The organism is Mesorhizobium sp. M1409 (genome assembly GCF_040317535.1).
Classification (GTDB): Bacteria; Pseudomonadota; Alphaproteobacteria; order Rhizobiales; family Rhizobiaceae; genus Mesorhizobium.
In genome coordinates this window covers 1-21,625 of record NZ_JAMYKV010000077.1, presented here as the reverse complement: position 1 = coordinate 21,625, position 21,625 = coordinate 1, and the positions used below count along the sequence as shown (strand labels likewise).

General features: G+C 63.9%; 19 protein-coding genes. 8 read left to right on the top strand and 11 right to left on the bottom strand.

Annotated features, from left to right (window positions below; genetic code table 11):
- Positions 1-231 precede the first annotated feature (231 nt).
- Together NKG99_RS33115 and NKG99_RS33110 are read right to left on the bottom strand one after the other, a co-directional pair.
- Positions 232-603: an endonuclease domain-containing protein gene (locus tag NKG99_RS33115; protein ID WP_352873538.1), complete on the bottom strand. Its 372-nt coding sequence runs from the start codon at positions 601-603 to the stop codon at positions 232-234.
- A 102-nt stretch (positions 604-705) separates the two neighbouring features.
- Positions 706-1,884, bottom strand: a complete 1,179-nt coding sequence (locus NKG99_RS33110; RefSeq protein WP_352873536.1) for a TadE/TadG family type IV pilus assembly protein — start codon at positions 1,882-1,884, stop codon at positions 706-708.
- Positions 1,885-2,095: 211 nt separating this feature from the next.
- On the opposite strand from NKG99_RS33110, the gene lepA reads away from it, so the two are divergent.
- Together lepA and NKG99_RS33100 are read left to right on the top strand one after the other, a co-directional pair.
- Positions 2,096-3,901 carry a translation elongation factor 4 gene (gene lepA / locus NKG99_RS33105; protein WP_352873534.1) on the top strand — a complete coding sequence of 602 codons (1,806 nt, stop codon included), beginning with the start codon at positions 2,096-2,098 and terminating at the stop codon, positions 3,899-3,901.
- Positions 3,902-4,739: 838 nt separating this feature from the next.
- On the top strand, positions 4,740-5,252 hold the full coding sequence (locus tag NKG99_RS33100) for a hypothetical protein (protein WP_352873532.1): 513 nt from the start codon (positions 4,740-4,742) through the stop codon (positions 5,250-5,252).
- 424 nt (positions 5,253-5,676) lie between these two features.
- Here NKG99_RS33100 and NKG99_RS33095 read toward each other — a convergent pair whose 3' ends face one another.
- The 9 genes from NKG99_RS33095 to NKG99_RS33055 form a co-directional block, all read right to left on the bottom strand.
- Entirely contained in the window at positions 5,677-7,317 is a 1,641-nt protein-coding gene (locus NKG99_RS33095; protein WP_352873530.1) for an ABC transporter substrate-binding protein, read from the bottom strand.
- Positions 7,318-7,555: 238 nt separating this feature from the next.
- Positions 7,556-8,503, bottom strand: coding sequence for an alpha/beta hydrolase (locus NKG99_RS33090; RefSeq protein WP_352873528.1), 948 nt, complete (start codon positions 8,501-8,503; stop codon positions 7,556-7,558).
- Positions 8,504-8,514: 11 nt separating this feature from the next.
- Positions 8,515-9,195 (bottom strand): isochorismatase family protein, encoded by a 681-nt coding sequence (locus NKG99_RS33085; protein WP_352873526.1) that lies wholly within the window; start codon positions 9,193-9,195, stop codon positions 8,515-8,517.
- Positions 9,196-9,541: 346 nt separating this feature from the next.
- Positions 9,542-10,846: a M24 family metallopeptidase gene (locus NKG99_RS33080; protein WP_352873525.1), complete on the bottom strand. Its 1,305-nt coding sequence runs from the start codon at positions 10,844-10,846 to the stop codon at positions 9,542-9,544.
- Positions 10,847-11,168: 322 nt separating this feature from the next.
- On the bottom strand, positions 11,169-12,140 hold the full coding sequence (locus NKG99_RS33075) for a GlxA family transcriptional regulator (protein WP_352873524.1): 972 nt from the start codon (positions 12,138-12,140) through the stop codon (positions 11,169-11,171).
- Between the two features lie 256 nt (positions 12,141-12,396).
- The gene (locus tag NKG99_RS33070) at positions 12,397-13,569 is read right to left on the bottom strand and encodes a trans-sulfuration enzyme family protein (RefSeq protein ID WP_352873522.1); all 1,173 of its coding nucleotides are present in this window, start codon (positions 13,567-13,569) and stop codon (positions 12,397-12,399) included.
- Positions 13,566-14,987, bottom strand: a complete 1,422-nt coding sequence (locus NKG99_RS33065; RefSeq protein WP_352873521.1) for a pyridoxal-phosphate dependent enzyme — start codon at positions 14,985-14,987, stop codon at positions 13,566-13,568. The genes NKG99_RS33070 and NKG99_RS33065 overlap by 4 nt, the downstream gene beginning before the upstream one ends.
- 333 nt (positions 14,988-15,320) lie before the next feature.
- Positions 15,321-16,655, bottom strand: coding sequence for an FAD/NAD(P)-binding protein (locus tag NKG99_RS33060; protein WP_352873519.1), 1,335 nt, complete (start codon positions 16,653-16,655; stop codon positions 15,321-15,323).
- A gap of 31 nt (positions 16,656-16,686) precedes the next feature.
- A complete protein-coding gene (locus NKG99_RS33055; protein ID WP_352873518.1) occupies positions 16,687-17,160 on the bottom strand; it encodes an RrF2 family transcriptional regulator in 474 nt (157 codons plus the stop codon).
- Between the two features lie 127 nt (positions 17,161-17,287).
- Between NKG99_RS33055 and NKG99_RS33050 the strand changes: the two genes are divergently transcribed.
- The 6 genes from NKG99_RS33050 (at position 17,288) to NKG99_RS33025 (ending at position 21,498) form a co-directional block, all read left to right on the top strand.
- Positions 17,288-17,611 carry a hypothetical protein gene (locus NKG99_RS33050; RefSeq protein ID WP_352873516.1) on the top strand — a complete coding sequence of 108 codons (324 nt, stop codon included), beginning with the start codon at positions 17,288-17,290 and terminating at the stop codon, positions 17,609-17,611.
- 401 nt (positions 17,612-18,012) lie between these two features.
- Positions 18,013-19,026, top strand: a complete 1,014-nt coding sequence (tauA, locus tag NKG99_RS33045) for a taurine ABC transporter substrate-binding protein (protein ID WP_352873514.1) — start codon at positions 18,013-18,015, stop codon at positions 19,024-19,026.
- 126 nt (positions 19,027-19,152) lie between these two features.
- Positions 19,153-19,926: a taurine ABC transporter ATP-binding protein gene (locus tag NKG99_RS33040; RefSeq protein ID WP_352873513.1), complete on the top strand. Its 774-nt coding sequence runs from the start codon at positions 19,153-19,155 to the stop codon at positions 19,924-19,926.
- Entirely contained in the window at positions 19,923-20,783 is an 861-nt protein-coding gene (locus NKG99_RS33035; RefSeq protein ID WP_352873511.1) for an ABC transporter permease subunit, read from the top strand. Before NKG99_RS33040 ends, NKG99_RS33035 begins: the two co-directional genes overlap by 4 nt.
- Positions 20,784-20,813: 30 nt before the next feature.
- Entirely contained in the window at positions 20,814-20,996 is a 183-nt protein-coding gene (locus tag NKG99_RS33030; RefSeq protein ID WP_352753872.1) for a hypothetical protein, read from the top strand.
- A gap of 214 nt (positions 20,997-21,210) precedes the next feature.
- Positions 21,211-21,498 (top strand): GIY-YIG nuclease family protein, encoded by a 288-nt coding sequence (locus NKG99_RS33025; RefSeq protein WP_352753873.1) that lies wholly within the window; start codon positions 21,211-21,213, stop codon positions 21,496-21,498.
- Positions 21,499-21,625: the final 127 nt, after the last annotated feature.

The following is a 21,625-nucleotide window of genomic DNA, read 5'->3' as shown; positions in this document are numbered from 1 at the left end:
CTCAGGCGCTTCCACGCCATCGCAGACGGCTTCGCCCTTGCCAAACCAAACTGACCCCGAAGCAAATGTGTGCGCACGCTAGCCCCTTGTGGGAGAAGGTGGATCGGCGCGCAGCGCCGAGACGGTTGAGGGGTGTTGGACGGATTGCCGTCCTTGCCAAGCTGGAACACCCCTCATCCGTCGCCTTCGGCGACACCTTCTCCCACAAGGGGAGAAGGGAAGTCGGAGCCCCTATCGCCACGGCTGGAGACTCGTATCCCGTACATAGGCGATGATGGTATCGCAGACCGCGTTCAAGTCTCTCAGAACGTCATCGTTCCAGAAGCGCAGAATGCGAAAGCCTCTCGCCTCCAGGTCAGCCTTGCGGATCCGGTCAGAATCAGACTCCGCGTGCTGGCTGCCATCGATCTCGATGATCAGGCCAGCTTCGAAGCAGACGAAATCGGCGATGTATTTTCCAATGGGAACCTGGCGCCGAAATTTTATCCGGTCGAGCCTCCGATCGCGCAGTTCATGCCACAACCGGTCTTCCGCTTCCGTCGCTTCACGCCGGAGCGAACGGGCGAAGCTTCGTTTGGCTGGCGGGACAGGTTGATGCGGCATGGCCAGCTATTGCGCTCCGTCCAGCACTCCTCATCCGTCTTGGCGCTGGGCGCCAATCCACCTTCTCCCACAACAAGGGGAGAAGGGAAGAAGCTCAGTCGTCTACTGCGTCAGCACCGTGTTGGAGGGCCGCTTGTTGAAGTCGCACTTGCCGGTCACGCTGTAGAAGAAGTCGGCGTTCGTGACATCAGGCAGTGGAGGATTGTTGCCGCCGTCTTCCCATGCCTGGTCGCTGGTCTGGCTGCAGGGCACAGCGCCGAAGATGTCGACGACCGTGTTGCTGGCAACCTCGACGGGGAGGTATTTGGAAGGGTCCAGGGCCTTTTGTGCCGCAGTGCTGTACCCGGCGCCGAGGTAGAGCCGGTTCGACGTGTTTGCATTGTTCGACTTGAGCGGGTTTACCGGTCCGGACGGCACATCCATCTGCAGATAGAGCTGGTCCATGGTGCTCACATTGACTGTTGCGCCACTGCTGTTTCCGGCGGAATTCGTGGTCGCGCACGTCGTCTTGAAATAGATGGTGGAGCCGATTGTAGTTCCGCTTTTTGCTACCGCGGTGCTTCTGTAAACTCCGGCGGTGGGAGTGAAATCGGTCGTTGACCCTACTGTCGTGCACACTTGGCTCTGAACCAGGGTCTGGGTTGTTCCCGACACAGTGGAAATAGTTGTCGTGCCGTAGCCTTTCGGGTCGGCAGCGGTATAAGTCTTGTTCCCGCTCGTATAGGAATAGTTATAGCCTTTGTAGACATAGTTGACCTTCATCATAGTCGTCGGTGTGGTGCTGGAGGTCGAACCGAAGGGAAGGCCGTACAAGGTCATGGTCTTGTTCCAGTAGCCTGAAACGTGATCGACGTTGAATGTAGCTGCGACCAGTGCGGGCGTCTTGCTCACTGCCGATGAGACGCCAACCGGCACCGTGGTGATCCGGGCGATCTGCATGAACACGGTCGGCATGGCGTAGCTCGCCGCGGCCTGCGCGGTGGCGGTGCCGTTGGCGCTGACATCGAAGGTGTTCAGCGTCGCGGTGCCCTGTCCGCCATTGGCCAAGTAGGAGGCCTGCATCGCCACCTGGCGCTGCGCCTTCGTCGAGGCGGTATCCATCGTGGTGATCGACAGGATCGCGGCATCGAGTGCCGCCTGCTCGGTCGACCTGGTCTGGACCGCCGAGGTGTAGTCGACCGAAAAGCCGACCGCGGTGATCAGCGGAACCATGATGAGAACGAGTATCGGTGCGAACGCGCCGCTCCGCGACTCGATAAACCTGCCTGCAAGCCCCCGCATGCCTTGATCCTTATGTCAGAATATCGCTACCGGCTAACATGGCAGTCCCCAATTATGCTCTAACGGACTTGGTTAATTTATCGATTTTCGCCAAAAGCGCGTAATAAGCGACAAGTGGCTGTGCCGCTTGCTCCGCAACGGCGCCGCACCGCTTGCCCCGGCAGTGGCCGTGCCGCTTGCCGATACAACCTGCCCCTGCTAAACGCGCGCCATGAGCACGCCCCTCGACCACATCCGCAATTTCTCCATCGTCGCCCATATCGACCATGGCAAATCCACGCTTGCCGACCGGCTGATCCAGCTGACCGGCGGGCTGGAGCTGCGCGACATGAAGGAGCAGGTGCTGGACTCGATGGACATCGAGCGCGAGCGCGGCATCACCATCAAGGCGCAGACGGTGCGGCTGAAATACCACGCCAACAATGGCGAGGACTATATCCTCAATTTGATCGACACGCCCGGCCATGTCGACTTCGCCTATGAAGTGTCGCGCTCGCTCGCCGCCTGCGAGGGCTCGCTGCTGGTCGTCGACGCCTCGCAGGGCGTCGAGGCGCAGACGCTGGCCAATGTCTACCAGGCGATCGACAACAACCATGAGATCGTCGTGGTGTTGAACAAGGTCGACCTGCCGGCCGCCGAGCCCGAGCGCATCCGCGAGCAGGTCGAGGAGGTGATCGGCATCGACGCCTCCAACGCCGTGCTGATCTCGGCCAAGACCGGCCTTGGCATTCCCGATGTGCTGGAGGCAATCGTCCATCAATTGCCGCCGCCGCGCGAGGGTGATGCTTCGGCGCCGCTGAAGGCGATGCTGGTCGATAGCTGGTACGACGCCTATCTCGGCGTCATCGTGCTGGTGCGCGTCATCGACGGCGTGCTGAAGAAGGGCCAGACCATCCGCATGATGGGCACCGGCGCCAAGCACCTGGTCGAACGCACGGGCGTGTTCACGCCGGCCCGCATCAATGTCGACGAGCTCGGCCCCGGCGAGTTCGGCTTCTTCACCGGCTCGATCAAGGAAGTGGCCGACACCCGCGTCGGCGACACCATCACCGAGGACAAGCGCTCAACCGCCAAGGCGCTGCCCGGCTTCAAGCCGGCGCAGCCGGTGGTGTTCTGCGGCCTGTTCCCGGTCGACGCCGCCGATTTCGAGGACCTGCGCGCCGCGGTCGGCAAGCTGCGCCTCAACGACGCATCCTTCTCCTTTGAAATGGAAACCAGTGCGGCGCTCGGCTTCGGCTATCGCTGCGGCTTCCTCGGCCTCTTACATCTGGAAATCATCCAGGAGCGGCTGGAGCGCGAGTTCAACCTCGACCTGATCGCCACGGCGCCGAGCGTCGTCTACCGGCTGGCTCTGACCGACGGCTCCATGAAGGAACTGCACAACCCGGCCGACATGCCCGACGTGGTGAAGATCTCGGCCATCGAGGAGCCCTGGATCCGCGCCACCATCCTGACGCCCGACGACTATCTCGGCGGCATATTGAAACTCTGCCAGGACCGGCGCGGCATCCAGGCCGACCTGTCTTATGTCGGCAAGCGCGCCATGCTGATCTACGATTTGCCGCTCAACGAAGTCGTGTTCGACTTCTACGACCGGCTGAAGTCGATCTCCAAGGGCTATGCTTCCTTCGACTATCACCTCACCGACTACAAGGAAGGCGACCTCGTCAAGATGTCGATCCTGGTCAATGAGGAGCCGGTGGATGCGCTTTCCATGCTGGTGCACCGCACGGCGGCGGAAAAGCGCGGCCGGCAGATGTGCGAGAAGCTGAAGGAGCTGATCCCGAACCATCTGTTCAAGATCCCGATCCAGGCCGCCATCGGCGGCAAGGTCATCGCCCGCGAAACCATCTCAGCGCTGCGCAAGGATGTCACCGCCAAATGCTACGGCGGCGACGTCTCGCGCAAACGCAAGCTGCTGGACAAGCAGAAAGAGGGCAAGAAGCGGATGCGGCAGTTTGGGAAGGTGGATATTCCGCAGGAGGCGTTTATTCAGGCGCTGAAGATGGGGGATTGAGAAACCGGCCAGGCGTCCGCACGCAGCGCGGCGCTGAAGGTGTGCGGTGGAGATTAGTCTCCGTCCGGGTATCAAGAATCTTGGTATCCCGCCGTCCGGCTCGCTTGCCACGCCTTTAAACGGATCTTCCGAGGACTAGCATTCCATAACCTAGCGGGTTCAAAGTCTTTTTGCATTTACGTGTCCAATGACGGCTTCTTGCGGATGGAAACTGTAGACACGATGCCCGTAGCCGGCAGCGCCCCTGCTCCACCAGCCGGGATGAAATCTGCCAGACCGCAATTTCTAGAAACGATTCCGTGGCGAACTGGTGAAATGAACCCGCAGCGGCTCTGTTAGTTCATTGCCCGTTCCATGCACATTATGAAATGAACGGGCATCCCACGGTGATGTCCTTCACCGTCTTCAAAAAGATCTGGTCACCGGCCACCCTTTAAGAACACCCCACCCTGACGTATTTGACACAGCCGTTCAGATGATGCCGGGCGTCCGTGACCGGCGCGCCAGACGGGCGGATGACGCCCAGATCCCGCAAGAAAAGTGACGCCGAAGGTTGGTACGAATCCGTACCGACGGCCTTGGCTCAGTTGCTCGTGCCGCGATGGCGGGCTAGAAAAATCGAGCGGCGGACCTCGGTTCGCCAGTGGCCGACGCGGGCTCAGGCAACTGCCTCACCGGCATTCGCGTCGGCCACTCTCCGACCGCTGGCGAGGGCGTGACAAGGCCGGATCGCCCGAGGGCTTCCCGACACTCCGCCGTTTTCCGCTTCGCGCTTCCCTCCGGGCTTTGAGAACGTCCCGCCTGGGAGTATCCTCAGCACGGCTTGGGGAGGCATCACATGCGTTTCACTTCGGACATTGTCGCCGCGATCGGCCTCGCCATCGGCGGCGCTTTTGGCCTCGCCGGCACCTTCGTGGCCAGCGCTCCGCTGCGCGAAACGCTGTGGACGATCGATGGCGTGGCACTGGTGGTGGCGACGGCGCTGCTGACGATGAAATATCAGCGGCTGGGCAATGATTGCGTTGCCGCCGGGTTCCTGACCTTCCTTGCCGGCGAAAGCCTGCTGCTCGCCGGCAATGCGGCGGGGCTGGAGGCCAGCGTGCCCTCCTATGTCGGCGGCATCTCGCTGTGGGCGGCCGCACTTGTCATGGTCAGCGCACCGAAGACTTTCGCCGTGTGGATGCGGCTCACCGCACTCGTGGCCGCCGGGCTGTTCATCGTCTCGGCCGGCATGATCCTCCGGGGCACGCCCTTGCTGCCGACTTCATCGCCGCTGCCCGCCGCCGGCTATCCGTTCCTGGTGCTGACCTTTGTCGGCTGGATCTGGACTTTGGTGAAGACCGAGAGGTAAACGGGCGCGCGCCTGTGTCTGCTTTTGTCGCATGTGAACGGGGCGCTGACGCTGCTGACCTTCTTCCGCAGGGGGAAGGGAAGGCCAACGCTGGCGCTGCCCCTCACCTGCCTGCCGGCATCCTCTCCCCGTATAGAGACGGGGCGAGGGACGATGTCGTCGCCGCTTTCGCCAATCTCCAGCGTTGCAAGGAAAGCGCCGGCGATGCGGCCAGCTACTTTCTCCCCGTCACTATACGGGGAGAAATGCCCGGCAGGGCAATGAGGGGCGGCGCTGACCTGCGATATGCGCACGCTAGCCGGGGCCTCTATCCTCGATCCTGACCCGGTTTTGACTTTGCGAATGGCGTCCTCCACTCCGTCGCTGCTTCGCAGCGCCACCTCTCTCCCCTCCTGAGGGAGAGGAACCCAGGAAGAGCGAAGGCTCAACTCTCCAACCAAACCTTCTCGAAGTGCTGCTCCAGCGCCTGGTGCTGTTCACAGCCTTCTACCCCCTTGCGATACGTGCGGTAGACCGAGCGCCAGTAGGGTTGGATGATGATGCCTGAGTCGCGCAGATTCTGCTCGATCTTGGCCATGATCTCCTTGCGCGCCTTGGCATCGGGCGTGGCCAGCGCCTTGTCGAGCAGTTCGTCGAACTCCTTGTTGGCGTAGGCGCTTTCGTTCCAGGCGGCGCCCGATTTATACGCCAGCGCCAGCACCTGGACGCCGAGCGGGCGGCCGAGCCATTCGGTACAGGAGAAGGGGTATTTGCTCCAGTCGTTCCAGAAGGTGGCGGCCGGCAGTACGGTGCGTTTGATCTTGAGGCCGGCCTCGCGCATCTGCGCGCCGATGGCGTCGCCGGTGCTCTTTTGCCATTCGACATCGACGGAGATGAGCTCGAACTCGTGGTCGGCCTTGCCGGCCTCGGCGAGCAGTTTCTTCGACTGGTCGACGTCGCGCTTGGCCGGGCCGATATCGGCGTATTCAGGGTGCATGGGGCCGACATGGTGGTTGTCGGCGGGCTTGCCGCGGCCGCCGAGGCCAAGCGCCAGCACGGCGGAATTGTCGACGGCAAGCTGGGCGGCGCGGCGCACCTTGACGTCGTCATAGGGCGCGTTGCCGACATTGAAGCGGGCGACGATGGTGGAGCCGGTGGCGATCTCGGAATTCATCAGCCCCATCTGCTCGGTCTGCGAGACGGCGTCGGAGGCGGTCTCGTGGTCGGTGTCGATCTCGCCGGATTCGAAGGCCGACAGCATGGCGTTGGGGTCGGAGCCGTAATCGACCCATTTGATGCCGTCGAGGTGGAACTCGCCCTTCCACCACGGCTTGTCCTTGCGCTTCACCTCCGCACCCGTCTCGGCATCCCAGCTGACCAGCTCGCAGGGGCCGGTGGTGATTGCAAGCGCCTTCTTGGGGTCGCCGTCGCCCTCATAGGAGCGGTGCATGATCAGCGCCGGGTAGTCGGCCATGCCGGCGATCAGCGAAATGTCGGGCTTCGGCAGGTTCAGCTTGATGGTGAAGTCGTCGACCTTGGCGATGCCGCCATCGACGACCTTCTTGGTGTCGGCATTGACCAGCGCGCCCATGCGCGCGGCGACCGAATTGCCTGCCACCGAGGCATCGCACCAGCGGGTGAGGTTGTGGATGACATCGTCGGCGTTGAAGGCATCGCCGTTCGACCAGGAGATGCCCTTGCGCACATGCAGCGTCAGCGTCTTGGCGTCGTCGCTCGCCTCCCAGCTTTCGAGCAGCCAGGGCTCGAAGGAGAAGTCGGTGTTCCAGCGCACCAGATATTCGTTGCAATGGCGGGCGACGTTGGACATCTCGACACCATCGAAGGTGCGCGGGTCCTTGAACCCCTTGACGTTCATGGCGACGCGCAAGACGCCGCCCTTCTTGGGCTCGGCCGCGCGGGCAGGGGTGGGGGCGAGACCGCCCAGCGCCAGGGCGCCGGCGGCGCTGACGCCGAGGCCGGCCATCAGGGCCAGATATTCGCGGCGGTTGAGGCCGCCGGTCCTGAAATCGTCGGCGACGGGTTTGGCTTGCGGGTGCAATTTGCGGTCGGTCAGCATGAATTTCATCGTCGTTCCCCAGTTGTTGGGCGCCCCGGCCGATCGACGGATTCGGGGGCGATGCGATCGCCAGGACGCCATTGCCTGAGGGAATGATAGAGCCGGGTGACGCAGGGGAGTGTTCGGTTTTCCGCAGTGATTGTGCGGTGCTCCGCAATGCGTTGGAGCCGGTTCGTGGCGTCCTGCCCCAGGACTGGCTAGCCGTTGAGTTCCTTCACACCCCCTCTGTCCTGCCGACCTCTCAAGGTCAATACGGCCACTCTCCCCGGCCCAGCGCAGCAACCGCTGCAACAATCAGCCCAAACGCTTCCGCCGCGGCCGGCACCGTAGTCCGGGCGCGCAGGAAGCTGTGCACCAGGCGCTTCTCCTCGTGCCACCACGCCTTGCCGCCGGCGGCCACAATACGGTCGCGGTAGGTCTCGCCGTCCGACGACAGCGGGTCGCACTCGGCGGTGACGATCACCGTCGGCGGCAGGCCGGAGAAATCGGTGTCGCGCAAAGGCTGGAAGGTCGGATCGTCCAGTGATTGCCGCTTGGCGGAGCGGACGTCGCGGTAGAAGGCGACGCCGTGCAGTGACAGCAGCGGCGCATCGGCGTGCTCGACATAGGAGCCGGTGCTCTCGTCGCCGCCGAGTTCGGGATAGATCAGCACCTGGCCGATCGCGGCGCGGGCGTGCCGGCGCGTCGCCTGCGCGACCGCTGCCGCGAGATTGCCGCCGGCGCTTTCGCCGCACAGCACAAGCGGCAGATCGGTGGCGGCCGCCACCCATTCGAAGGCGGTGACGGCATCGTCGAAGGCGGCGGGGTGCACATGCTCCGGCGCCAGCCGGTAGTCGACCGACAGCACGTCAAAACCGGTGCCGGCGCAGATCTCGGCGCAGATGTCGTCATGGCTTTCGAGCCCGCCGAGGATGAAGCCGCCGCCGTGGAGATAGACCACCAGCGCCTTCGCGGCCGTGCCGGCAAGCTGGTAGCGGCGGATCGGGATGTCGCGGCCGGCGGCGGCGATCAGGCTGTCGCTGGCCGTGACGCCGGGCGGTCGGCCCTGGTGGAAGGCGCGGCTCATCCGGTCATAGACCGCGCGCTGCTTGTCGATCGGCAGGCCGATGATATCGGGCGGATACCAGGCGTTGACCGCGTCGATATAGGCCCAGAGATCTGGGTCGAGCCGAAGTTCGTATTTGCCGCGAGTCATGCGTTCGGCAGTCATAGGTCGGCGTAAAGTTGGGCCGCGTTGTCGAAGGTGAAGCGCAGCGGCACCGAGCCTTCGACCTGCCAGGCGATGACGGTCTCGCCGGCCAGCAGCCGGCAGGCGCCGTCGGTGTCGGTGACGGCACCGCCATAGAGCCGGTTGGCGAGGTTGAGGATGCCGGTCTGGTGCATGGCCGCACTGCCGCTGCCGCAGGCATCCTTGACCAGCAGCACGCGAAAGCCCTTGGCCACCGCATCCTTCACCGACGCGTCGATGCAGGCCTCGGTCCAGACGCCTGATACGACAAGCCATTCGATGCCGGAGGACTTGATGTCGCGCGCCGCCGGCCCGGTGCGGAAGGCGCTGGCCTCGGCCTTGATCAGCAGGGCCTCGCCCTTGATCGGTGCCACCTCATGGCAGATCTCGGTCAGCGGATCGCTCTTGTCGGAGAAGGCCGACTTGCCGTCCTCACCGACCGGATGGAACGGCCGGTCCTGGCTGTCGAGATCGACGATGTAGGCCCAGTGGTAGAGCGGCACATTGTTTTGCCGCGCCGCCGCCTGCAGGCGCTGGACGTTGGCGAGGATGTTGCTGAAGCCCTCGACCAGGTAGCGGCTGTCCTGCCGGTGCTCTTCCTGCAGGTCGATGAAGATCGCGGCCACGGTGCCGCGCTTGATGGCGATGGGGGTTTTCATGGTTTCCCGTCATCGTCGGACGGCCTCGCTTCGTCAAAAGCCAACGCCGTTCCTTTATCGAGCTGTCGCAAACCGTGGTGATTGGCCGAAGCGCCCCCGACTTCGTCATCCACGGGCGGAGCGGGAGCGAAGCGGACGCGAAGACCCGAGGATCCATGCCGTGAGGTTGGCCGAAGAGTGCAACGGAGCAGATTCCGCACTGTCGCGATGCGTCGGAGTCGCGGCATGGATCCTAGGGTCTGCGCCACGTCGCTACGCTCCTTGCTCCGCCCTAGGATGACGAAGTGATGGGAGGCTACGCCAGCCGGGAAGGTTCGCGATACTTCGCTGAGATAAGCAGCCGCTCTCAAACCTGTTTCTCCAGAAACTCGTCCTCATAGGGAAAGCGCGACAAGAGTTCGGTGCCGGTGTCGGTGATCAGGATCTCGTCCTCCAGCTTGACGCCCTCGCGGCCGCCCTTCTCGCCGATATAACTTTCGACGCTCACCACCATGCCTGGCACGATATGGCCGTCGCGGCCATAGGTTTCGTAGTCCATGGCATGCGCGATGAACGGCGTCTCGCCATGCATGCCGACGCCGTGCATGACCGAGGTGTAGCGCTGGTCGACGAAACGGTCGGGGATCTTCCAGGCCTTCTCGGCGATCTCGCGGAAGGCCATGCCGGGTTTGACGATCGAGATGTTGTGCTGAACCTGGTCGTGCGCCATGCGGTAGAGCGACTTCTGGTAAGGGGTCGGCTTGCCCGGCCCGCAGCGGAAGGTGCGCGAGAAATCGGAATAATAGCCGTAGCAGCCGATCGTGTCGGTATCGAGCGCCAGCAACTCGCCAGGCCGGATCTTGCGGCCGCTGGCCTCGTTGAACCACGGATTGGTGCGCTGACCGGAGGTCAGCAGCCGGGTCTCGATGAACTCGCCGCCCTGGCGGATGACCTCGCCATACATGATGGCGAACAGGTCGTTTTCGGAGACGCCGGGCTTGATCGCCTCGCGCACGGCGTAGACGGCGGCCTCGGCGCCGGCCATCGACACCTGCAGGCACTTCACTTCCTCCGGCGTCTTGACGGCGCGCACCGCGAGGATTTCGCCCTGGCAATCACGGACGTCGCAGCCGCGCTTTTCCAAGGCCAGCGCCTGCAGATGGCTGCAGCGGTCGAGCCCGAGCTTCATCGAGCCGCCGCCATGCTGCTTCAAAAGCTCGGCGATTTCGTCGGCGAAGGGACCGGCTGTCTCGTCGTCGCGGCCGGAAACCGAAGACCAGACCAGCTTGGACGGCCGCGCCTCGTCGATCGTGTCGAGCACCATGGAGACATGGTAGCTCTGCGGGTATTCGAACAGCACGATCGGCCCTTCGGTCGGGATAAAGAAATAGCGGGTCGAGTTGCGCAGGAAATAGCCGAACATGTTGCGCGAGCCGGTGGCGTAGCGCTGGTTGTAGGGGTCGAACAGCACCACGCCGCCATAACCGGCCTTGCGCATCCAGCCGCGCAGCTTGGCCAGCCGGCCCTTGCGCAAGGCATCCGCGTCGATGAAGGACGGCTCGGTGTCCGACAGCCACATGCCGCCGGCCGCATCGGCCGCCGCCGGGTGGCGCATGCGGTCCTTGAAGTCCACGTCCTCGGTGCTGTCGGGGTCGAATACGACGATGCTCATGGGGTACGGCCTTGGCTGGGTTGCGAGGGGTGAGCATGGCGCAAGCGGGGCGGATGGATTGTGCGGAAAACCGCAGGTGTTGTGCGGGATGCCGCGGGGCCCATTGCGGAACGCTGGAGGGACAGCACCTCCCTCTGCCCTGCCGGCCATCTCCCCCGCAAGGAGGGAGATTGGCAGCTTCGATCGCAGGCGCTCATCCTGCAACACTGGAGATTGGCGAAGGTCGAGGTGACATCCGATCTCCCCCCTTGCGGGGGAGATGTCCGGTAGGACAGAGGGGGGTGCTGTCCCGCCAACATCTCATCGCGTCAGCGAGCGCAAACTAATGCCTCCTCGCCAGCTTCGGCGGATGGCCATGCTCCTCGCGAAAAGCCCGGGCAAAGCTCGACATCGAGGCGAAGCCACAGGCCAGCGCCACGTCGCGCACGGCGAGCGTCGAATGCGCCAGCAGATCGGCGGCGCGCTTCAGCCTGAGGCGCCGGTAGTAGCCATTGGGCGAGATGGCGAGTTCGGAGCGAAAGGAGCGCTCGAGCTTGTCGGAGGAGACGCCGAGCTTCGCGGTCAGCTCGGCCATGCCGAGCCGCTCTTCGACCGCGTCCTCCATGATGGCGATGGCCGACAGCACCAGTTCGTTCTGGACGCCGGTGCGCAGCCGCAGCGGCATCATCTTGCGGTCGATGCTGGAACGCAGTTGGCTGTGCACGAACCATTCGGCGACGCCGGCGGCAAGCTCGGCGCCGTAGTCGCGGGTGATGATCTCCAGCATCATGTCGAGGCTGCCGACGCCGCCGGCGGAGGTGAAGCGCTTGCGGTCGATGACATAGAGGTCGCGCCGCAGCTCGATGTTGGGGAAGGCCTCGGTGAAGGCGGCCTGGCTGGTCCAGTGCAAGGTGCAGGCATGGCCGTCGAGCAGGCCCGCGCGGGCGAGGAAGAAAGCCGCATCCGCCACCGCGCCGATATGGGCGCCATTGCGCAGGCTCTTGCGGATCCAGCTTGCCGCATCCTCGGCGACGAGGTGGTCGGCATCGCCACCCGAGCAGACGACGATGCGGTCGACCTTCGGCGCATCCTCGGCATAGAACCCCGGCTGGATGACGACGCCGTTCGAAGCCTCGACCGGGCCTTGGGTGGCCCCGACGATGATCCAGCGATAGCATTCCCGCTTCGCCAAGACATTGGCGGCGCGCAGCGGCTCGATGACCGAGCTGAACGCCATCATCGGAAATCCGGGGAAGACCAGCACCGCGAAGGTGACGGGTGTTTCGGTGGGTCTTGATGGTTCGCGTGTGGCCATGGGGCGCTACAATTCGGGCAGATGGGGTTCGGGGTCAATTGGGCCAAGTCCATGATCATGAGACGTTGGCGCTGCCCCTCACCTGCCTGCCGGCATCCTCTCCCCGTAAACGGGGTGAGGGACGCTGTCATCGATGATTTCGCCAATCGTGTTTGGCTTCTTTCGCCCCGTTTACGGGGAGAAATGTCCGGCAGGACAATGAGGGGCGGCGCTGACGTCGACAAGTATCATCCTGACTTACGCCGCATGGATCGAGCTAACCCCCCAGCGCCTGCTCCAGATCGGCAATCAGATCATCGCCATCCTCGACACCCGCCGACAGCCGCACCAGCGAATCCGAAATGCCGATCTCCGCCCGCTTTTCAGCCGGGATGGACCCATGTGTCATCAATGCCGGGTGCTCGATCAGGCTCTCCACACCGCCGAGGCTTTCGGCGAGCGTGAACAGCTGCGTGCGCTCAAGGAACTTTTTGGTGCCGGCGAGGTCGCGATCCAGCACGGCTGATATCATGCCGCCGAAGGCGTGCATCTGCCTGATCGCGATCTCATGCTGCGGATGGCTGGCGAGGCCGGGATAGATGACGCGGCGGACGTCGGGGCGCGCTTCCAGCCACTGCGCGATCTTGAGGCCATTCGACGAATGACGCTCCATCCTGAGCGCCAGGGTCTTCAGGCCGCGCAGCGCCAGAAAGCTGTCGAACGGGCCTGAAATGGCGCCGATGGCGTTCTGCAGGAATTTCAGCTGGGCGGCCAAATCCTTGTTGTCGCCGACAACAGCCACGCCGCCGACCATGTCGGAATGGCCGTTGAGATATTTGGTCGTCGAGTGCACGACGATGTCGATGCCGAGCTCCAGCGGCCGCTGAATATAGGGGCTGCAAAACGTGTTGTCGGCGACCGTGAGAACCCCCTTGCGCCTAGCGAGGGCCGCGACGCCTTCGAGGTCGACGATGCGCAGCAGCGGGTTGGTCGGCGTCTCGACCCAGAGCATTTTCGTTTCCGGGCGGATTGCCGCCTCGACTGCAGCAAGATCGGTGAAGTCGACGAAACTGACCTGCAGATTGGCCGAGCGTTTTCGCACCCGCTCCATCAAGCGGAAGGAACCGCCATAGATGTCGTCGGTGGCGACGATATGCGCGCCGGAATCGAGCAGCTCCAGCACGGTGGCGATCGAGGCCAGGCCGGACGCGAAGGCGAAGGCGGCCGAGCCGCTTTCGAGGTCGGCCACGGCGCGCTCGAAGGCAAAGCGGGTCGGGTTCTGGCTGCGGGCATACTCAAAGCCCTTGTGCACGCCGGGCGACTGCTGGGCAAAGGTCGAGGTGGCGTAGATCGGCACCATCACCGCGCCGGTCAGCGGATCGTGGCTCTGGCCGCCATGGATGGTGCGCGTCGAGAAGGCCAGGCGGTTCTTGCCGGGTGGTGAAGTCATCGTGCGCGCCTCAGATGGTTGATCAGGTCGATGCGGGTAATCAGGCCGACGAACTCGTCGCCGTCGAAGATGATGGCGACCTCGTTGCGGTCGAACACCGGCAGCAGCGCATCCAGCGTCTGGCTGGCCTGCAGCGTGTGCAGATTGGAGGTCATGGCCGTGCGCACCGGGGCGTTGAAACGCTCCCAGCGGCCGTCATAAGGGCCGTCGACCTTGGCCAGGATATCGCTTTCGTCGACGATGCCGACGAGCTTGCCGTTGTCGAGCACCGGCAGCTGCGAAACATCGGAGCGGCGCATGCGGCCATAGGCGTTGAGCAGGCTTTCGTCCGGGCCGACATAGACGGTGTCGCCGGTGCGGTGCGAGCGCATCACCAGGTCGCGCAGATCGCCATGCTGCTCGTGCTCGGCCAAGCCCTGCTCGGCCAGCCAGAAATCGTCGAACACTTTCGACAGATATTTGTTGCCGCTGTCGCAGACGAATGTGACGACCCGTTTCGCGGAGGTCTGCTCGCGGCAATAGCGCAGGGCGGCCGACAGCAGCGTGCCCGACGACGAGCCGGCCAGGATGCCTTCCTTCGACAGGAGGTCGCGCACGGCCAGCATGCTCTGCTTGTCGGGAATGGAGTACGCCTTTTTGACCAGCGACAAATCGGCATTTGGCGGCACGAAATCCTCGCCGATGCCTTCCACGGTCCAGCTGCCGGCCTCCTCCATCTTGCCGGTCTTGATCAGCGGCGCCAGCACAGAGCCGACCGGATCGGCCAGCACCATCTCGGTCTTCGGCGACACCTTGGCGAAGTAGCGGCCGAGCCCGGTCAGCGTGCCGCCCGAGCCGACGCCGACGACCACCGCGTCGACGTCACCGTCGAGCTGCGAAAAAATTTCCGGACCGGTGGTGGTTTCATGCGCAAGCGGGTTGGCCGGATTGGCGAACTGGTTGGCATAAAAGGCGCCGGGCGTTTCCGCCGCGATCTTCTCGGCCATGTCCTGGTAATATTCCGCATGGCCCTTGCCGACATCGGAGCGCGTCATGCGCACCTCGGCGCCGAGCGCGCGCAGATGCTGGATCTTTTCGCGCGACATCTTGTCGGGCACGACCAGCACGATGCGGTAGCCTTTGGGGATGCCGACCTGGGCGAGGCCGAGGCCGGTATTGCCGGCGGTCGCCTCGACGATGGTGCCGCCGCGCCGGAGCTTTCCCTCTCTCTCGGCCGCGGCGATCATCGACAATGCGATGCGGTCCTTGATCGAGCCGCCGGGGTTCTGGCTTTCGAGCTTGATGAACAGCCGGCATTTGCCGGCGTCGAACTTGGTCAGCTCGACCACCGGCGTCTGGCCGATCAGGTCGAGAACCGACTTATAGGGCGGACGCAGGCGCGACAACGCGTCGGCCGCGGCGATCTCGTGCTCGCTCATATCGATGCTCCATGACCAAGCGACCGCCTCGAGGCAGAGCGGCAGCGTATCCTCTTTTCCAGCCCTTTGCTGTCGGAAAGAAGATAGATCGTGCCAATCAACCGGCCAGATGCGGAATGAAATTCCTCCTCAACCTCGTCATCCTCGGGCTTGACCCGAGGATCCATGCCGTGACGGAGACCGAGGAATCCAGCGATCCGGAACTATCGCACCAACTCGCCCAGGAGTCTTCCGCACCGCTGCGAAGCGGGCAGGTCGCGGATCCTAGGGTCTTCGCCGCGTCGCTTCGCTCCTTGCTTCGCCCTAGGATGACGAAACCATAGCACGGCTGCCTCAGCCCAACAGCCGCTTGCTCAGCCTCGCACACTGGACGCGGATGTCCGGGATGGCGTCGATCTCGAAGAAGGTGCCGCGCGTCAGCGGGCCGACGGCGAGGATCTTGGCCGAAACGGTTCCGTCGCCGGCGATGATCTCGCAATTGGCCGACACGTCGAGGCCGATGCGCAGCGGATCCGGCCGCGCCAGGCCACGATCGACCAGCGAGCGCACGACGCTGTTCGACGAGGTCGAGATGTCCCTGACGATACCAGAGCAATCATAGATGCGGGCGACCTCGAATGTCTCGAGGCGCTGGGTGTGGCGCGACTGGATCTGGACGGTGAATTCGCCATTCTTGGCGATGTCCACGACGCGACCGGCGACCAGGCGGATGCGGCCGGATTGCACGGCTTCCGTCACCCTCGCATAGACCTCGGGCGCCATGCGATGGCGATGGATGTCCCACCAGGCCTTGGTATGCTCGACGAAGCGGCGCTTGGCGGAAGCCGGCCAGTTCTGCCAGATCTTCTGGTTGAACGGCCGCAGGCCGTCGACGACGTCGCGCCAGTCGATGCCGGCCTTCTGGTTTTCCTTGATCAGGTCGCGGAACCAGCCGACGAAATAGGACAATTGGGTGCCGAGCGGAATGTCGGCGACGTCGAGCTTGATCGGATTGCCCTTGCGATGCGGCGAGGGCAGCAGGCCGCGCCGCGACACGGCTATGATGTCGCCGCGGTGGCCACGCTGTTCCAGCGCCAGGAAGGCGTCGACCATGCTCAGGCCTGTGCCCAGCACCATGACGCTCCTGTCGGGGGGGAGCGCGGTGTCGGCTTCCGAGCCCATCCTGATGGCATGGCCTTGCGCCGGCTCCTCGTCATGGCCGGTCGCCAGCACGGCCAGATGCGCAACGACGCTGGTGCCATTGGCCAGCGCGGCCTCGACACCGGAAGCGGTGGGCGTGATCAAAAGGCTTTCCTCGTGGATCAGACGCAGACGGCCACTCTGCTTTTCACGCGCCTCCAGCTCGTCTAGCAACTCGCCGAGATAACGGGCGTAGATGCTGCGCGGCGCGTAGACCGGCGCCTGGTCCTGACTTGCCAGGCCGCGCTCCAGCAGCCAGCGCCAGAAATTGCCGGGATCGTCGGCATAGGCGCTCATGCCGGCGGCACTGACATTGAGCACATGCGCCGACAGCAGCGTCGAATAGGCGATGCCCTGGCCGAAATGCGGGCGCTTTTCGATCAGCGTGACGCGCAGGTCGGGATTGGGCGATTTCAGCAGATGCGCGGCCAGCACGACGCCACTGGCGCCGCCGCCGACGATGATGATCGAGTTGGCGCGCCCGGTCATAAGCCTGCCCGCAATGTGCGCGGCGCCAGTGTCAGGCCTGGACCTTCACGTCGACCGCCAGGTCGATATCGCCCGCGACCGGAAGGTCGTCGAGGGCGATGTCGCGCATCTCGGCGAGGCTGCGCTGATCGAGCACCTCGGCGATCGCCTGCCGGACCTCGAGCATCAGATGTCGGACTTGGCATGTCGCCTCGTTGCAATCTTCACAGCGCTGGTACTGGGTGCGGCTGGCGCAAGGAATCGGCGCCAGCGGCCCATCGAGGACGCGCACGACATGGCCGACCTTGATCTCATCGGCGGGGCGCGCCAGGCGGTAGCCGCCATCCTTGCCCTTGCGGCTCTGGACGAAGCCGGCATTGCGCAGCTCGCCCAGGATGGCGTCGAGAAACTTCTTCGGGATGTTGTTGCCGATGGCGATGTCGTTGACGAAGGCGAGCTGTCCGGCCGGCAATCGCGCGAGGTGGACGAGCGCCTTGAGGCCGTACTTACCCTTTTTCGTGAGCATGAAATCAAAATTTCTCTGTCATGCGACGGCATGGAACCATCGGTTGCCCAACGCCTGGTGGGCGTCCCCGCCGCGTCCAGACTGCCATGACACATAAATTCTAGTGACATGATGTACAAGCCGAGGAATGTTGATTTTGCTTCGTTTTCAAGCCGCTGCGGCCATTTTGACCAGCCTTTGTGCCCTCGAAAGCACAAAAATGCGCTGCGACGGCAGCGGGATGGCAAATGGTCCTCCAGGGCCGGATGTGGCCGGCATCGACCGACGCGACGGCGAAAGCCGATCCATGCCGCTAGCGATCATGGTGATGTGGTGGCCGCTCATCGTCGACTCCAACTACCTCATGTCGATAAGAATACTATACTTACCCCCGAACACGTGGAAGATATTTTCGAATCGAGGGCCGTTCGAGGCATGGATTTGCCTGATTTGGATTGATGGAGGAATTTAGGTTCGTGATTGGCGGCGCAGAATTGAGAGGCTGGCGGGACAGCACCCCCTCTGCCCTGCCGGGCATCTCCCCCGCAAGGGGGGAGATTGGCAGCTTCGGCGCTCCGCTCTTCTTGCAACGCTGGAGATTGGCGAAAGCCGGGATGACAGGCGATCTCCCTCCTTGCGGGGGAGATGTCCGGCAGGACAGAGGGGCGTGCTGTCCCGCCGGCATTAAAAGGTTCGCCCTGCGCGACGCCTGATGTTTGCCCGCCGTAGCTGCCCTATCCGCCTCGCCACCTCACCACCGACGACTTTTTTCTAACAAGCCCGCCTTCGTTGGAAGGATTTAACTCTACAAGAGCGATAGAATTAGCTGACTATCATGGGGCATTCCGATTTTTCTCTTCTCAGGAGCCCTTCATGTCCACCATTTCGCGACGCATTGTTCTGCTCTCGTCGGCGGCACTTGCCGGTGCCGCCTTCCTCGGCCCGGCCTTTGCCGACGACCTCAAGATCACCATCGGCTACCAGACGGTGGTCGAACCCTCGAAGGTGCCGCAGGCTGACGGGGCCTATGAAAAAGCGACGAAGGCGGCGATCGATTGGCGCAAATTCGATTCCGGCGCCGATGTCATCGCCGCGGTCGCATCCGGCTCGGTCGACATAGGCTATGTCGGCTCGAGCCCGCTGGCGGCGGCGGCAAGCCGCGAGCTGCCGATCCAGACCATCTTCGTCGTCGGCCTGATCGGGCAATCCGAGGCGCTGGTGGCGCGCAACGGCGCCGGCATCGAGAAAGTCGCCGACCTCGCCGGCAAGAAAGTCGCCGTGCCTTTCGTCTCGACGACGCATTACAGCCTGCTCGCCGCGTTGAAGCACGAGGGCGTCGATCCGAAGTCGGTCGAGATCCTCAACCTGCGGCCACCGGAGATCGCGGCGGCCTTCTCGCGCGGCGATATCGACGCGGCCTATGTCTGGGATCCGGCACTCGGGCAGATCAAGACGACGGGCAAGGTTGTGCTGGATTCCTCGCAGGTCGCGGCCTGGGGCGCGCCGACCTTCGACGCCTGGATCGTGCGCACCGACTTTGCCGAAAAGAACCCCGAGGCCGTGCGCGACTTCGTCAAGGTAACGGGTGCGGCCTATTCCGAATTCCTCGCCAAGCCTGATGCGTGGTCGGTTTCGTCGCCACAGGCGGCCGCGATCGCCAAGCTCACCGGCGCCAAGCTGGAAGAGGTGCCGCAGCTGCTCAAGGGCTATGTCTTCCCGACGCTGGAAGAGCAGGCTTCGGACAAATTCCTCGGCGGCGGCACGGTCAAGGCGATCGAAGCGGCGTCCGCCTTCCTCAAGGAGCAAGGCAAGATCGACGCCGTGCTGCCGGACTATTCGAAATATGTGTCGTCGAAATACGTCACCCAGGCGCTGGCCTCGAACTGAGCGCCTGACACCAACTGAACGCGCGCGGATCTTCTTCCCTGACGCCGCGTGCTGCCTGCCCCGGAACCGCTGACGAGGAGCTGTTCCGGGGCAGTCGGATTTTCCTTCCAAATCGGCGAGGCACCCATGCCGCATCTCGTACTGGACAAGGTCTCGATCCAATATGACTGCCAGGCAGCACCGGCCGTCGAACGGGTTTCGATCGATATCGCCAGGGGCGACTTCGTCGTGCTGGTCGGCCGTTCCGGTTGCGGCAAGACCTCGCTGCTCAATGTCGCCGCCGGCCTTGTCGCGCCGGCGCGTGGGCGTGCCTCCATCAACGGCAGGCCGATCACAGCACCTGGCTCGGACCGGGCGGTGGTGTTCCAGAACGATGCGCTGTTTCCGTGGCTGACCGCGCGCGAAAACGTTGCCTTCGCGCTGCGGCTGCGCGGTGTCAGACCGGCCGAGCGGGCGCGCCGCGCCGATGAACTTTTGGCGCTGGTGAAACTCAACGACGCCGGCGACAAGCGCATCTGGGAGCTTTCCGGCGGCATGCGCCAGCGCGTCGGCCTGGCTCGCGCCCTGGCCGCCGAACCCGAATTCCTGCTGCTCGACGAGCCGCTTGGCGCCCTCGACGCGCTGACGCGCGAGCGCATGCAGACGACGCTGCTCGATCTGTGGACGGCAAGCGATGTCGGCGTGCTGATGGTGACGCACGGCATCGAGGAGGCGCTGGTGCTCGCGACCCGCATCGTCGTGCTGGCGCCCGGCCCGGGCCGCGTGGTGCGGAGCTTCGAGCCCGGTTTCTCCAGGCGCTACGCGTCCGGCGAAGCCATTCGCACCATCAAGGCCGATCCGGCTTTTGCCTCGGCTCGAGGCGAACTGACCGATGCGATCTTCGAAGGAGAGGCGGCATGACCGTTACCTCCTACACGGAACGGCCGGAACACAAGATCGACGAAGCGGACGGCCTGTCGGTGCCGTGGTCGCGGCCCAGCCCGAAGCGCAAAGGCATTTCGGCGCGGGCGGTCAGCGCGGTCACCATCCTGATGGTGCTGGCCCTGTGGGCGCTGTCGGCCCGCCTGCAATTGGTGTCGCCGGTGTTCCTGCCCTCGCCGCTCGCGGTGTGGACCAAATTTATCGTCGTCGCTCGCGACGGCTTCGTCGATGCGACGCTGCTGCAGCATGTCGTCGCCAGCCTGGGCCGAGTCTTTGCCGCGCTGGTCGCCGCCATCCTCGTCGGCGTGCCGGTTGGTCTGGCCATCGGCATCAGCACGGTAGGACGCGGCATCTTCGATCCGCTGCTGGAATTCCTGCGGCCGATCCCGCCGCTCGCCTATCTGCCGCTGGTCATCATCTGGTTCGGCATCGGCGAGCCGTCGAAGATCCTGGTCATCGCCATCGCTATGCTGGCGCCGGTGGCATTGTCGACCGCGTCCGGCGTTCGCGGCGTCTCGCAAGAGCGCGTCAACGCGGCGCGCTCGCTTGGCGCGACTCGAGCACAGGTGGTCCGCCATGTCGTCCTGCCCAGCGCGCTGCCCGCGATCCTGACCGGCCTGCGCATCGCGCTCGGCGCCGGCTGGTCGACGCTGGTCGCCGCCGAACTGGTGGCGGCGACGCGCGGGCTTGGCTTCATGATCCAGTCGGCCGCCCAGTTCCTCGTCACCGACGTGGTGGTGATGGGCATATTGGTGATCGCGGCCATCGCCTTCGTGCTCGAATTCACCATCCGCAGGATCGAACGGGTGCTTGTCCCGTGGGCGGGACGGGAGTGATTGGAACCGGAAGAGCAGGAGAGGATGACGATGACCCATTCCACCGCCGTGCTGTTCGCCCAGGTCGGCAACTGGCTTCTCGCCCGGACCAGGGAAAGCCAGCCGCTTGAACAACCGAAATCGCCGGCGCCGGTGCGCTGGGACGCCGAGCGCGACCGGCTGCCGCCGCGCGACGAGAGTTTCTACTGGGCCTGGCAATATTGGTCGCAGTGAGGGGGCGGCGGGTGCTTGGCGAGTTGATCGCCATTTAGCCCAATTGGACGCCTCGAGGCTGGCCGAAACAACCCTTCCCTTCGTCATCCTAGGGCGAAGCAAGGAGCGAAGCGACGCGGCGCAGACCCTAGGATCCATGCCGTGACATTTGTCATAGAATGCGGCGGATCAAAATGGCGCTTGTGCGCGTACCGACGCTCGCTACCCTGAAACCATGACCGGTTACGTCTATATGACCGCAAGCCAGAAGCGCGGCACGATCTATATCGGCGTCACCAACGATCTTGGTCGCCGCATGCCGGAGCACAAATCAGGCACCGGCTCACGCTTCACCAGCCATTACGGTGTGCAGCGGCTGGTCTGGTACGAAGAGTATTTCGACATTACCGACGCCATCCAGCGCGAAAAATCACTGAAGCGCTGGCCACGACAATGGAAGATCGAGTTGATCGAGAGAGCCAACCCGGAGTGGTTCGAACTCTTTCGTGGAACCGGCTGGTAGGCGCTCGGTCCCTTGCACCGCCGGAGCATAGCATCACCGTCACGGCATGGCAACTGTGTTCATGCGAAAGCTTTTTTGTCTCGAATGATGGCGTTTAGGACGACGAGAAGCTTCCTTGCGACGGCGA